The organism is Mesorhizobium silamurunense (genome assembly GCF_014843905.1).
GTDB classification, from domain to species: Bacteria; Pseudomonadota; Alphaproteobacteria; order Rhizobiales; family Rhizobiaceae; genus Mesorhizobium; species Mesorhizobium silamurunense.
This window is the reverse complement of the sequence record NZ_LPVS01000010.1, coordinates 173,728-187,185: the sequence shown is the minus strand read 5'-3', so window position 1 is coordinate 187,185 and position 13,458 is coordinate 173,728. Positions and strand designations below refer to the sequence as shown.

At 63.5% G+C, this 13,458-nt stretch carries 12 protein-coding genes; 11 read left to right on the top strand and 1 reads right to left on the bottom strand.

Annotated features, from left to right (window positions below; translation table 11 throughout):
* The first annotated feature begins 9 nt into the window (after positions 1-9).
* From AU465_RS01765 to AU465_RS01750, 4 genes are read left to right on the top strand one after another with little or no spacing between them, the layout of a single operon-like run.
* Positions 10-1,074 carry an ABC transporter substrate-binding protein gene (locus tag AU465_RS01765; protein ID WP_192243416.1) on the top strand — a complete coding sequence of 355 codons (1,065 nt, stop codon included), beginning with the start codon at positions 10-12 and terminating at the stop codon, positions 1,072-1,074.
* Between the two features lie 28 nt (positions 1,075-1,102).
* Positions 1,103-1,972: an ABC transporter permease gene (locus AU465_RS01760; RefSeq protein WP_192243414.1), complete on the top strand. Its 870-nt coding sequence runs from the start codon at positions 1,103-1,105 to the stop codon at positions 1,970-1,972.
* Positions 1,972-2,760: an ABC transporter permease gene (locus AU465_RS01755; protein ID WP_192243412.1), complete on the top strand. Its 789-nt coding sequence runs from the start codon at positions 1,972-1,974 to the stop codon at positions 2,758-2,760. Before AU465_RS01760 ends, AU465_RS01755 begins: the two co-directional genes overlap by 1 nt.
* Complete coding sequence (locus AU465_RS01750) at positions 2,760-3,824, top strand: ABC transporter ATP-binding protein (protein WP_192243410.1); 1,065 nt, start codon at positions 2,760-2,762, stop codon at positions 3,822-3,824. The genes AU465_RS01755 and AU465_RS01750 overlap by 1 nt, the downstream gene beginning before the upstream one ends.
* A 282-nt stretch (positions 3,825-4,106) precedes the next feature.
* Here the strand turns inward: AU465_RS01750 and AU465_RS01745 are convergent, their stop codons facing one another.
* Positions 4,107-5,135 (bottom strand): LacI family DNA-binding transcriptional regulator, encoded by a 1,029-nt coding sequence (locus AU465_RS01745; protein ID WP_192243408.1) that lies wholly within the window; start codon positions 5,133-5,135, stop codon positions 4,107-4,109.
* A 736-nt stretch (positions 5,136-5,871) separates the two neighbouring features.
* On the opposite strand from AU465_RS01745, the gene AU465_RS01740 reads away from it, so the two are divergent.
* From AU465_RS01740 to AU465_RS01710, 7 genes are all read left to right on the top strand, one after another.
* A complete protein-coding gene (locus AU465_RS01740) occupies positions 5,872-7,101 on the top strand; it encodes an extracellular solute-binding protein (protein WP_312891173.1) in 1,230 nt (409 codons plus the stop codon).
* Between the two features lie 81 nt (positions 7,102-7,182).
* On the top strand, positions 7,183-8,043 hold the full coding sequence (locus tag AU465_RS01735) for a carbohydrate ABC transporter permease (RefSeq protein WP_192243406.1): 861 nt from the start codon (positions 7,183-7,185) through the stop codon (positions 8,041-8,043).
* Positions 8,040-8,999: a carbohydrate ABC transporter permease gene (locus tag AU465_RS01730; protein WP_192243404.1), complete on the top strand. Its 960-nt coding sequence runs from the start codon at positions 8,040-8,042 to the stop codon at positions 8,997-8,999. Before AU465_RS01735 ends, AU465_RS01730 begins: the two co-directional genes overlap by 4 nt.
* Positions 8,996-10,084 (top strand): ABC transporter ATP-binding protein, encoded by a 1,089-nt coding sequence (locus AU465_RS01725; RefSeq protein ID WP_192243402.1) that lies wholly within the window; start codon positions 8,996-8,998, stop codon positions 10,082-10,084. Before AU465_RS01730 ends, AU465_RS01725 begins: the two co-directional genes overlap by 4 nt.
* A gap of 200 nt (positions 10,085-10,284) precedes the next feature.
* A complete protein-coding gene (locus AU465_RS01720; RefSeq protein WP_192243399.1) occupies positions 10,285-11,355 on the top strand; it encodes an ABC transporter ATP-binding protein in 1,071 nt (356 codons plus the stop codon).
* A 35-nt stretch (positions 11,356-11,390) separates the two neighbouring features.
* Complete coding sequence (locus AU465_RS01715; RefSeq protein ID WP_192243397.1) at positions 11,391-12,479, top strand: Gfo/Idh/MocA family protein; 1,089 nt, start codon at positions 11,391-11,393, stop codon at positions 12,477-12,479.
* Positions 12,480-12,538: 59 nt separating this feature from the next.
* Entirely contained in the window at positions 12,539-13,453 is a 915-nt protein-coding gene (locus AU465_RS01710) for a sugar phosphate isomerase/epimerase family protein (protein ID WP_192243395.1), read from the top strand.
* Positions 13,454-13,458: the final 5 nt, after the last annotated feature.

Genomic DNA, 13,458 nt, shown 5'->3' with positions numbered 1-13,458 from the left:
GAAAGAAACATGCGCATGCCCAGACTGACCGCTTTTCTGACGGCGACCGCCGTCGTCGTTTCAGCATTCACGCTCTCCGCCCAGGCCGCCGAAGAAGTGCATGTGCTCAATTGGAAGGGCTATGGCGCCGACGAGCCATGGGCTGTCGCCAACTTCGAGAAGGCGACCGGCTTCAAGGTGGTCAACGACTTCTTCAACTCCGAGCAGGAGATGCTGACGAAGCTGAGGACCAATCCCGGCCTCTACGACGTCGTGATGATCAATGCCGCCTTTAACGACCAGGCGATGGCCGGCAAGCTGATCCAGCCGATCGATGTTTCGAAGCTTTCCAACTATGCCGACGTCAGCAAGGACAAGGCCGGCTCGCCGATGCTCAACCATGACGGCAAGGTCTATGGCGTGCCGTGGGTGTGGGGCTTGACCGCTCTTGCCATCAACGAAAAGTCTTTCGACAAGCCGCCGACGAGCATCGCCGAGATGTGGGACCCGGCGCACAAGGGCCGCGTCATCATCCGCGACGATGCCGTCGAGGCGGTGCAGTTCGGGGCGATTGCATCGGGGCAGAACATCAACGACATCAAGGACATGGACGCGGTCAAGGCGAAGCTCACCTCGCTGATGCCGCAGATCAAGACCTTCTGGAGCTCGGAGAATGACTGGAACCAGATGGTCGCCTCCAACCAGATCGACATCGGCACCTACTGGAGCGGCTCGGCCGATCGCGCCAAGACGCATTTCAAGCTGCCGGTCTCGCTGGTCATCCCGCAGGAAGGCGCCGTCGCCTGGCTCGACGCCTTCTCAATTCCCGCCGGCTCGAAGAACGTCGCCGGCGCCGAGGCCTTCATCAACTACATGATCGACCCGAAATTCTACGTCGAGTGGGTCACCAAGGTCGGCGCTCCGGTCTCGGCCAACACCAAGGCGGTCGCCGCACTGCCCGCGGATGCCTTCAACCGCAAGGTCATGGGCAGCCCCGAGGTCGCCAAGCGCATCCAGTTCCAGGCGCCGATCACCGACGAACAGCGCGAGAAGTATCTGGCGCTCTGGCAGGAGCTGAAGGTCAACGTGAAGTAATCGGCGCCTTTCGGGGAGGAGAAGCAAGATGGGTGACCAGCTCGCGACCGGTTCGCGCCGCGGACTTAAGCCCGCCCTGCCGCTTCTCCTCCCTGCCTATCTGTGGCTGACGGTGGCGATCTTCCTGCCGCTGTCGGCCATGGTGTTCTTCTCCTTCATGACCGACCTGCCGCTGGCCGGGAAGGAATGGGCGTTCACGCTCGGCAACTACGCGGCCTTCTTCTCGCAAAGCCTCTATTCGACGCTTCTTCTTGCGTCACTGCGGCTCGGGCTCGAGGTGACGCTATGGTGCGTCGTTGTCGGCTATCCGGCGGCCTATGTGCTGGCCAAGGTGCTCAAAGGCCGAAGCCGCGAGGCGATCTTCCTGCTTGTCATCCTGCCGTTCTGGTCGAATGGGCTGGTGCGCATCTTCTCTTGGGCGATGGTGCTGCGCGAGGGCGGCATTCTCGATACGGCGCTCAACGCCGTGCTGCCGTTCAAGATCAACATCGACCTCATGTATTCCTATCCGGCCGTCATCATCGGTCTGGTGCACTCCTATGTGCCCTACATGGTGCTGACCTGCTATCTCACACTGCAGGCGATCGACGACTCGCTGCTCGAGGCCGGGCGCTCGCTCGGCGCCTCGCGGCTGCAGGTGCTCAAGCGAGTGATCATCCCGCTGTCGATGCCCGGTTTGATCGCGGGAGCGGCGCTGATCTTCGTGCCGGTCGTCGGCTCCTTCATGGAGCCGCGCATCCTTGGCGGCCGCACCGGCACCTTCTACGGCACCGTCATCGAGGATCAGTTCGTCGCCGTCTTCAACTGGCCGCTGGGTGCTGCGCTGTCCTTCATCCTGCTCGCCGTCGTGCTGATCATCCTAGCGCTGGCCGCTCCGGTCTTGCGGAGGGCCGGCTGATGACGACGACGCGCATCCTCGAATGGCTCGGGCGCTTCTACATCTTCCTGCTGCTCGCCTTTCTCTACCTGCCGATCATCATCATGGCGCTGATGTCGTTCAACGCCTCGCCCTTCTATCAGCTGCCGTTCGAATGGACGACGGACTGGTATGCCTCGCTCTGGCAGAACGACCAGCTGATATCAGCGACCTGGAACAGCATCGAGATCGCGATCATCACCACCATCATCTCGACGCTGCTGGGCTCGATGGCTTCGCTGGCGCTCTATCGCTACGAGTTCCGCGGCAAGAAGTTCCTGCAGGCGCTGCTGTTCCCGCCGATCGCCATTCCGTGGCTGATCACCGGCACGGCGATGCTGATCTTCTTCTTCGGCATCGGCATCGGTCGCGGGCTTGTCGCCATCCTGCTCGGCCATGTCGCGCTGGCGCTGCCTTATGTGATCGTCGTCGTGTCCGCGCGGCTGCAGACTTTTGCACCTGAACTGGAGGAGGCGGCGCGCTCGCTCGGCGCCAACCAGTGGCAGGTTACAAACCGCGTCACCTTGCCGTGGATCATGCCGGGCGTCATTGCCGGCGGGCTGTTTGCATTCGCCGTCTCGTTCGACCAGTTCGTGGTCTCGTACTTCTTGTCGACGCCCGGCCAGACGACACTGCCGGTCGAAATCTACGCCGCGATCCGCAAGGGGTTCACGCCGGAGATCAATGCGGTCTCAACGATCATCATCGTGGTGTCGATGGCGCTGATGCTGCTCACGGCACGCTTCTTCAAATTCGGCGGAGAAAAATAATGGCAGGCGTCCAGGTAGCGAACGTCTCTCGCAGCTTCGGCGCGCACAAGGCGCTGGACGACGTCTCGATCGATTTCCCTGACGGCGGCTTCTATGCGCTGCTCGGGCCATCGGGCAGCGGCAAGACCACGCTGCTGCGCCAGATAGCCGGCTTCGATTTTCCGGACACGGGCCGCATCGCCATCGGCGGCGAAAGCGTCGAGCGGGTGCCGGTCGAGAAGCGGCGCATCGGCATGGTGTTCCAAAACTATGCGCTGTTTCCCAACATGAGCGTTGCCGAGAACGTCGCCTTCGGCCTTTCGGTGCGCGGCGAGCCGAAGGCGACGATCGCTGCCGAGGTGCAGCGCGCGCTCGATCTCGTCCAGCTCGGCAAGCTTGGCGGCCGCCGGCCGCATCAGCTCTCCGGGGGCCAGCGCCAGCGTGTTGCGCTGGCGCGCGCCATCGTCACCAAGCCGCGCGTGCTGCTGCTCGACGAGCCGCTCGGCGCGCTCGACAAGGCGCTGCGCGTCGACATGCAGATCGAACTGAAGCGCATCCAGCGCGAGATCGGCATCACCACCATCTTCGTCACGCACGACCAGGAAGAAGCGCTGACGATGAGCGACCGCATCGGCATCCTGCGCGACGGCCGGCTGGTGCAGGAAGGACCGCCGGAGGAAATCTACGACCGGCCGCAAAGCGAGTTCGCCGCGACTTTTCTTGGCGACGCCAACATCTTTCGCGGCGATGCCACGGGCAACGGGATCCGGCTGCCGGACGGCACGGCGATCGCCGCCGCTTCGGGTGCGTCTGTCGCGGTGGGCACAAAAGCAAGCTGTGCGGTGCGGCCGGAGCGCATCCGGATTTCGACCGGCGCTGCCACTGCCGGTGCCGACATTGCCAATGTGCTGAAGGGGCGGGTCTCGAAACGCATTTTCGCCGGCAACAACAGCACTTACTTTGTCGACCACGACGGGCAGACGCTGAAAGTCATCGTCCAGAACTCGGGCGCCGAACGCCTCGCCGAAGGCCAGCCGGTGGTTCTCAGCTGGTCGTCCGAAAGCACGGTGCTTATCGCCGCTTGAGCTAGTCTAGTTCCCCAGTACAGAAATTTTGACCGGTAGACGGAGGCGGCATGCCTTGGAGATTGGCCGAAACTCCTATCCCGTCGTTATCCCAGGGTCTCCGCGACGCCGCTTCGCGCTGCTCCGCCCTGGGATGACGAGGTTGGGGAGACGTCAGCCAATCCCCAGCGTTTGCGCTGATTTCACAGAACTGAACAGTGAAAATCGTGCCCGCCGACAAACGGCAACCTTTCAAAATCTTGTGTCGAGGAACTAGCCGATCGGTGAAGTTTTGGGAGAGGCCTAAATCTCCGGGATGCTCTCGCGAAAAATCACCTGCAGCCGCGGCTGGTGCAGTTCGTAAGGCAGCCCCCTGACGGCGTGGGACAAAATGTTGAGCGCCTCGCGCGCCTCCACGCGTGGGTTCTGGTCGATCACGGCATCGAGCGTGCCGTCGAGCAGGAGCTCCTTGGTGCCGTCCGTCACCTCATGGCCGAGGAAGAGAACCTCCTTCGCCCGGCCGCGTTCCTTGAGCGCGCGGGCGATGCCGGTGTTGCCGGCGCCGACATTGTAGATGGCCGCGAGGTCGGGATGGCGCTCAAGCAGGGCCGAGGCCTCAGAATAGGCCTTCTCGCGGTCGTCGAGCATTTCGCGCATCTCGACGATTTCGAGGTTCGGGGATTCCTCCGCGAGGATATGGCGAAAGCCCATCTCGCGTTCCTCATGGCCGCGATAGGCAAGCGAGCCGGCAAACAGCGCGACCTTGCCCGGGCGGCCGGCACCCATGAAGCGGTTGAGCAGATAGCCGGCCAGCCGGCCTGCGGCACGATTGTCGATGCCGATATAGGCAACCCTCGGCACATGCAGGATGTCGGAGGCGATGGTGACGACCTTGACGTCGCTGGCTGACAGCGAGCGGATCGCCTCGCGCACCGTCGGGTGGTCGAGCGCGATGACGCCGACACCTTGCGTCTGGCCATGCAGGTCCTGAAGCAGGCGCGCGAGCCGGTCGGGATTGAAGCCCTCGATGGTGGTCACGCGCACGTCGAGATCGGGCCGCGTCTGCGCCTGGGCCTCGATGTGGCGATGCAGCAGCTTGATGAAGGAGTTGGTGCCGGCCGGCAGCGCGAAGTCGAGCCTGATCGTCTGGCCCGGGACGGTTCGCTGCGGGGTGCCGTTCGGGCTTTCGGCAATGTAGCCCAGGCGCTGCGCCATTTCGATGACGATCTCGCGCGTGCGGGCCCGCACTCCGGGACGGTTGTTCAGCACACGGTCGACCGTGGCGGGAGAAACGCCGGCTTCCCGGGCTATGTCTGTCAGGGTTGACCGCACGTCGAGCACCTCATCGCAAGCATCAAAATCCGCAGCTCCCAATCAGCTCCGGAAAACGCCTCAGCGGCGACCGCGATTCTGATGTGAAATGATGTAACCGGCCTTGGCTCGTACGCAAGCCGACGCGTTACACAAGGCAAAGAAGGTCCGGAAAAATTGGCCGGATCGATGCGAAAGCCCCTCAAATCCAAGCAATGGGCGCGACGTGACAAGCTCGGCGAACTGCATTCTCTCCCTCATTTGCGATCTTATGACGTGTTTTGAGTATTTATGATGTTGACAGGCTCGATGCGGTTCCGTCAATATCCCTCATAAGGGCCATGGAGGAACAGGCCCTTGAGGGAGGAGTTCCAATGACTGATTTGATCCGCGTCTCGCGGCGCCGCCTGCTGGCGTCCGGAGGAAAGGCGGCGGTGTTTGTCGCCGCGACAGGTATCGCCCCGCAATTCATTCGTCCCGGCCGCGCCTTTGCGGCGGACGCGCTGGCGCCCGGCATGATCGGCGGCCCGACCGGCTTCGATGGCGCCGAGCGCTACCAATACGGGCCCGATACACCGGAAGGGCGCGCCATCGAAGCGATCAAGGCGATGAAGGGTGCCGGCAAGGCGCCGGCCAAGATCGTGCTCGGCCTTTCGGACGGTTCGATCGGCCAGCTGACGCAGCCGTTCCCGGCCGGCGCGCCGTCGATCAGGATCTCTGGGAAAAGGAAACCGGCATTCCGCTCGAAATCGTCGGCGTGCCGAACGGCCAGGAATTCACCAAGACGATGCAGGATATCTCCACCAAGGGTGGGGCCTATGACATCTACGCGGTGGAATGGAACCGCCTCGGCGATCTCGCCGAGACCGGCGGCATCATCAAGCTCGACGACTTCGTCGCCCAGCACAAGCCGGCATGGGACGATCCGGCGCGCGGCTACGTCAACGGCGCCAAGGGCGTGTCGCTGCTCAACCAGTATCGCGGCTCGACCTATGGTGTTTCGCTCGACGGCGATTTCCAGACCTGGGTCTACCGCACCGACCTGTTCGGCGACGAAGCCGAGAAGAAGGCCTTCAAGGACAAGTATGGCTACGATCTCGCGCCGCCCAGGACCTGGAAGCAGCACGGCGACATCGCCGCTTTCTTCCACCGCCCAGACAAGGGGCTGTTCGGCTCGACCGACCTGCGCAACCAGGGCTGGGGCTACACCAACTGGTATCAGCGCTATGTCTCGATGGCCTCGCCGAACCAGTACCTGTTCGACGACGCAGGCAAGCCGCTGATCAATTCCGAGCAGGGCATCGCGGCGACGAAGGAATATGTCGATTCGCTCTCGCACCATTCGCCGGATGCGATCTCATGGGGCTGGCCGGAACAGTACGGCAACTTCGCCAAGGGGGGTGCTGCGATGACCTGCGCCTTCTCCAACCTGCCGAAATTCCTCGACAATGCCGGCAACAAGGATTCGCTGGTCACTGGCAAGATCGGTTCGATGCTGCCGCCCGGCCGCGAGATCGACGGCAAGCTGGTCAGCCGCTCGGTGCTGTGGCTCAACCTGTCGGCTTCGGTTTCGGCGCAGTCCAAGAATCCGGAAGCCTGCTACCTCTTCCTGCAATGGGTCGGATCGAGCCGCATCTATGCCTGGATGACGGCCAATCCGGGCGGCTATTTCGATCCGTTCCGGCTGTCCGACTTCTCCGATCCGCTGGTCCGCCAGACCTATCACGCCTACCACATGGACGTGGTGCGCGAGACGGTGGCGCGCACCGTGCCGACCATCAACTATCCCGGTGCTACGGCTTTCCACAACGCGCTCGACGAGAACCTCGTCGCCGCGCTGACCAAGGCCAAGACGCCCGAGCAGGCCATGGCCGACACCGAGGCCGAGTGGAAGAAGATCGCGCGGCGCACCGGCGAGGACAAGCTCCTCGAAGCCATCAAGACCAACAAGGAGGCTTGGCCCACGGTTCTCGATTCGATCGCCTGATCCGTCTCCCTGGATCAGTACTGGAGGGGAGGGGCGACTGCTCCTCCCCTCCGCAAGCAACGCCACCAGCAAAGCAGCCAGATGAAGCGTTCCGTTCCATTCGAGATCTTCCGCTACGCCGCGATTCTCGCGGCGATCGCGGTCACGTTGGTGCCGATCCTGTGGATGGTGTCGATGGCCTTCAAGCCGATCGGCGAGTGGTCGGCTACGGGCACCGACCTGACCTGGTGGCCGAAGCATCCGACGCTCGCCAACTTCCAGTTTGTGTTCGGTGAATCCACCAACGACCTGATCGTCGCGCTGGATCACACGGCGCTGAAGCCGATCCTGTCTTCGCTGCTCTCGGCGGTGTTCGGAACCGCGATCGCCATGTCGGCCGGCACCGCGGCCGCTTACGGCCTGTCGCGCTTCGGCTCCGGCCAGAACCTGCCGCTGGCGCTGATCCAGCTGAGGCTGTTTCCGCCGATGGCCGTCATGATCCCCGTGATGATCATGTGGTCGTTCCTGAACTTCACCGACAGCTGGTGGGGGCTGGCGCTGGTCTACGGCATCGTCACGCTGCCCTTCGCCTTCTGGCTGATGAAGACTTTCTTCGACGACATGCCGCGCGAGATCGAGGAGGCGGCGCTGGTCGAAGGCTGCTCGCGATTGCGTGTCTTCACCCGCATCACGCTGCCGATGATGCGCGCCCCGCTGGCGAGCGCCGCGCTCTTCGTCTTCATCCTCAACTGGTCGGATTATCTGATCGCGCTGCTCTTAACGACGCGCGAATGGGTGACGATCCCCGTCTACATGGCCTCGCTGTCGTCATCGATGACCGGGCAGCTCTATGGCGCCAAGGCCGCGCTCGGCCTGATCGCGGCGGTGCCGCCGGTCATCATGGGCATCGCCATCCAGCGCCATCTGGTGCGTGGGCTGACCTTCGGAGCGCTCAAGCAATGAGCGCGGTGACCGCGACGATTTCGAAGGGCAAGATGGACGCCGCGACCGGCAAGCCGGCCCAGCGGGACGAGGGCGCGCGGCTGGGTTTCCGGCTGACCTTGCCGGCGCAGATCCTGGTGCTGTTCATCTCGGCCTTTCCGCTGCTCATGCAGCTCTACATCAGCGTCACCGACTGGTCGCCGCTTTCGGGCGTCGGCTGGTGGAACGCCTGGGAGATGTGGAACGGTTTCGCCAATTACACCGATCTTGCCGCCGATACGCGCTTCTGGAGCGCGCTGAAGCGCACGGCGGTCGTCATGCTGGTCTGCGTGCCGGCGGAGTTCCTGCTGGGCCTAGCGCTGGCAACGCTGTTCGCCGACGACTTTCCGGGCAAGCGCATCTTCTATTCGATCCTTTTGATGCCGATGATGGTCGTGCCCGCGGTCGCCGGCTACATGTTCTTCATGCTGTTCCAGTCGGGCGGCCCGGTGAACGACATCCTGTCGAGGATCATCGGCGCGCCCGTCACCATCGCCTGGCTTTCCGATCCGAACCTGGCGCTGATCGCCGTCATGATCGCCGACATCTGGCAGTGGACGCCGCTGATGTTCCTCGTCCTGCTTGCAGGCCGCGTCGGCGTGCCGGAAGATCAGATGAAGGCGGCGACATTGCTCGGCGCCAATGCCTGGCAGCGCTTCACCACCATCGTGCTGCCAAAGATGAAGACGATCATCGTCATCGCGCTGGCGATCCGGGTGATCGAGAACTTCAAGATCTTCGACACGCTCTACATCATGACCGGCGGCGGCCCCGGCGTCGCCACCGAGACGATCTCCGTCTACATCTACAAGGTCACCACGCAGGACCTGATCTGGGGCTATGTCGCGGCCATCGCTCTCGCCATCCTCATCGTGCTCTCGATCGTCGCGGTCTACGCCATGAAGCGCATGGCGAAGACCCGGGAGATGACGGCATGAGCGCGATCCACCTCAAGAACCTGGTCAAGAAATTCGGCGACTTCACCGCGCTGAAGACGATGGACCTCGAAATCGCCGACGGCGAGTTCATGGCCCTGCTCGGGCCCTCGGGCTGCGGCAAGTCGACGACGATGAACATGATCGCCGGGATGGAGGAGCCGACCGGCGGAAAAATCCTGTTCGGCGAGCGCGACATGGCCGGCGTGCCGATGGGGCGGCGCGGCGTCGGCTTCGTCTTCCAGAACTATGCCATCTTCACCCATATGACGGTGCGCCAGAACCTCGCCTACGGGCCGAGGATGCGCGGCGCCGGCAAGGCCGAGATCGACCGCCGCGTCGGCGCCATCGCCAAGATGCTGCAGCTTTCGCCGCTGCTCGACCGCAAGGCGGACAGGCTTTCGGTCAACATCCTGCAGCGCGTGGCGATCGGCCGCTCGGCGATCATGGAGCGGGCGATCTTCCTGCTCGACGAGCCGCTGTCCAATGTCGACGCGGCGTTCCGCGCGGTGATGCGCACCGAACTCAAGCAGCTCCAGCGCCAGTTCAAGCAGACCATGGTCTATGTCACGCACGACCAGCTTGAAGCGATGACCATGGCCGACCGCATCGCGGTGATGGATCACGGCGTGCTGCAGCAGGTGGGCACGCCACTCGAGGTCTACAACAATCCGGCCAATGTCTTCGTCGCCCGCTTCATCGGCGCACCGGGCATGAACCTGCTCAAAGGCCGGCCGGCTGAAAGCGATCGCGGCCTGGTCATCGATCTCGGTCCGCTCGGCGTCACGCCGCCCTTGCCGGAGCAGCTTGTCCCGGCGGTGCGCGCGGCGCGCGGAGAGGTGCTCTACGGCTTCCGGCCGGAACAGGTGACGCTCGCCGCGCGTGGGCTGTCGATACTGGTGAGCTTCGTCGAACGGATCGGCGCGCGCACCATCGTGCATCTGGGCGAAGGCGAGAGCGCCGTGAAGGCGGTGTTCGAGAACGACGTCGGGCTGTCGATCGGAGAAACCGCGATTGTCGCGCCGCCCGCTTCGTCGGTGCGCGTCTTCGACGCTGCCAGCGGACTCGCTTTGAGGGCGGGAGGCTGAAAATGTCCGTGCAACTATCTCCACGTCAGCGCCGCCCCTCACCCTTACCCTCTCCCCGTGAAGAACGGGGAGAGGGGGGCGCCAGCGTTGCGGCCAGCTCCCTTCTCCCCGTCACCATACGGGGAGAAGGTGCCGGCAGGCGGATGAGGGGCAGGGCCAAGGTTGGCAGTCTGTCCGCAACCTATAGGGCGGGCTGACCCATGGCCGATATCGTCTTCCGCAATGTCACCAAGCGCTACGCCACCACACTTGCCGTCAACGACGCCTCGTTCACCGTCGACGACAACGAGTTCTTCTGCTTCTTCGGTCCGCCGCTGTCGGGCAAGTCGACCATCCTTCGACTGGTGCTCGGATTGGAAACGCCGGACGAGGGCGAGATCCTGATCGGCGGCAAGCCGGTCAGCAGCGTCTCGCCGGCCGAGCGTAACGTCGCCATGGTGTTTCAGAACCTGGCGCTGTTTCCGCATATGAGCGCACGCGACAATGTGCGCTTCCCGCTGGTCGAGCGGAAGGTGGCGGAAGTGCAGATCGAAAAGCGCCTCGCCGATGTAGCGGCCAAGCTGCATATCGGCCATATCCTGCACAAGCCGCCGGCGCAGCTTTCCGGCGGCGAGCGGCAGCGCGTGGCGATCGCGCGGGCCCTGGTGCGCGACCCTGCTGCCTATCTGATGGACGACCCGATCTCGGCGCTCGATGCGCGGCTGCGCGAGGAAACACGCGTCGAGCTGAAGCGCATCCAGCGCGATCTCGGCAAGACGATGATCTACGTCACGCACGACCAGGAGGAGGCGATGTCGGTCGCCGACCGCATGGCCATCCTGGAGAACGGCCGGATCAGGCAGATCGGCGCGCCGGCCGAGATCTACGACCGTCCGGCTAGCGCCTATGTGGCGCGGATGCTCGGCTCGCCGATGATGAACATCCTGCCGTCGGTGCGTGGCGCCGGCGGGGTCGAGGCGGCCGAAGGCGCAATCCGCATTGCCGACGACAAGGCGCCGGCCGAAGCGATCGAGATCGGGCTGCGGCCGGAGGACATCAAGGTCCGGCCTTGGGTGGACAGCGAGCCGGCGGAAGGGAGCGCGGGCCGCCCGGCGCGGGTGTTCGAGGTCGAGCCGCTTGGTGGCTACACGGTCGTGACTCTTGCCGCCGGGCAGTCAAAGCTGCGGGCACTGTTGCGCGGCCAGCCCGACGTCCGGCCGGACGCGATGGTGGCGATATCCTGCGAGCCGGCCAGAGTGCACTATTTCGGCCAGGACGGAGACGCTTTGTGACGGCAGCCGCGACGACAGAATTTCGGGAGGAGGACATGGCAAGCAAAGGCTTCGAGCCGGACGTTAAGGTTCGCACCAAGGACTACAAAATAGGCTGCGTCGGCGCCGGCATGATCATGGCCGAGTGCCATCTGGCAGCCTACAAGGAAGCGGGCTTTCCGGTGGTGGCGATCGCCTCGCGCACCAAGGCGAATGCGCAGAAGGTCGCCACCCGCTGGGGCATCCCGACGGTGCACGACACGCCGGAAAAGCTGATCGAGGACGAACAAGTCGAGATCATCGACCTTGCCTTCCCGCCCGACCAGCAGCCGGCGCTGATCCGCCACGCGCTGAAGCAGAAGCACATCAAGGCGATCCTGGCGCAGAAGCCATTGGCGCTGACGGTGGAGGAGGCGGTCAAGCTGCGCGACGAGGCGACCAAGGCCGGCAAGATCCTCTCGGTCAACCAGAACATGCGGTACGACCAGTCGATGCGGGTGCTGAAGCAGATCATCGACAATGGCGAGCTCGGCGACATCGTCTTTGCGCAGATCGACATGCATGCGATCCCGCACTGGCAGACTTTCCTCGAGGACTATGACCGGCTTACGCTCGCCAATATGAGCGTGCACCATCTCGACGTGTTGCGCTTCCTGTTCGGCGATCCCGACGAGATCACGACGCTGACGCGCAAGGACCCGCGCACGCGCTTCGACCATTCCGACGGCATCACGGTGTCGACGCTGCGCTTCCCGTCGGGCGTGCTTGCGGTTTCGCTGGAGGACGTTTGGTCGGGCCCGCGCCAGGAAGGTTACAAGGACGACCAGCACATCAATTGGCGCGTCGACGGCACCAAGGGTGTCGCCAAGGGCACGATCGGCTGGCCGACCGGGGCGGCCTCGACATTGACTTATGCTTCGACCGAGACGACCGGCGGCGAATGGGTGAGCCCGAGCTGGAGCACCATGTGGTTCCCGCAGGCCTTCATCGGCGTGATGGAGCAGCTCCAGCATGCCGTGAAGACAGGCACGCCACCGGCGCTTTCCGTCGCCGACAACGTCAAGACCATGGCGCTGGTGGAGGCGGGCTACCGCTCCATCGCCTCGGGCCGCACGGTCAAGCTCTCCGAAATCTCGATCACCTGAAAACACTGGCAACTGAATCAACCAATCAACTGAATCGCTTACAGGGAGGAATTCACACCATGATGCAGGCAGGCATTTTCACGGGCTATTTCCCGTATGGCCTCGAAGAGACGGCGAAGAAGATCCGCGGCCTCGGTTTCAACACGGTGCAGCTCGACCTGCATTTCAAGGACATCGACCTGTCGGCCGGCCAGATCACCAAGGACAAGGCGAAGAAGGTGCGTGACACCTTCCGCGACCACAATCTGCCGGTCTGCTGCGTGTCGGGCTACACGAACATCATCCATCCGGACAAGGCGGAGCGCGAGAAGCGCGTCGGCTATCTCAAGGAGATCATCCGCAACGCCCGCCATTTCGGCTCGCCGTATGTGATCTCGGAAACCGGCACCTACAACACCGAGTCCGACTGGGTGCACCACCCGAAGAACAAGACCGAGGAAGGCTTTGAGGAATGCCGCAAGGTGATCGCGGACCTCGCCCAGACCGCTTACGACCACGGCGCGGTCTTCCTGCTCGAAACCTATGTCAACAACGTCGTCGGGTCGGTCGAGGAGACGGTGAAGATGTTCGCGCAGGTCGACCATCCTGGTCTCGGCCTCTTGATGGATCCGACCAACTATTTCGAGACCCACAACATCGACCGGATGGACCAGATCCTCAACCAGGTCTTCGATACGCTGACCGACAAGATCAAAATAGCGCATGCCAAGGACGTGAAGCGTTCGGGCAGCGACAAGTCGGAAAAGCATGCCGATATCGGCGACGACGACGCGATGGAAAGCCATACCTTCCGCGGCGTCGGCGAGATCGAGCTACCGGCGCCGGGCCTCGGCTCGCTGAACTACGACCTCTATCTCCAGCGGCTCGCCGAGAAGCATCCGAACATCCCGGTCATCATCGAGCATCTGTCGGAAGACGACGTGCCGCGCGCCAAGAAATTCCTCGACGGGAAATTCCGCGAGAACGGCCTCTGAGACAG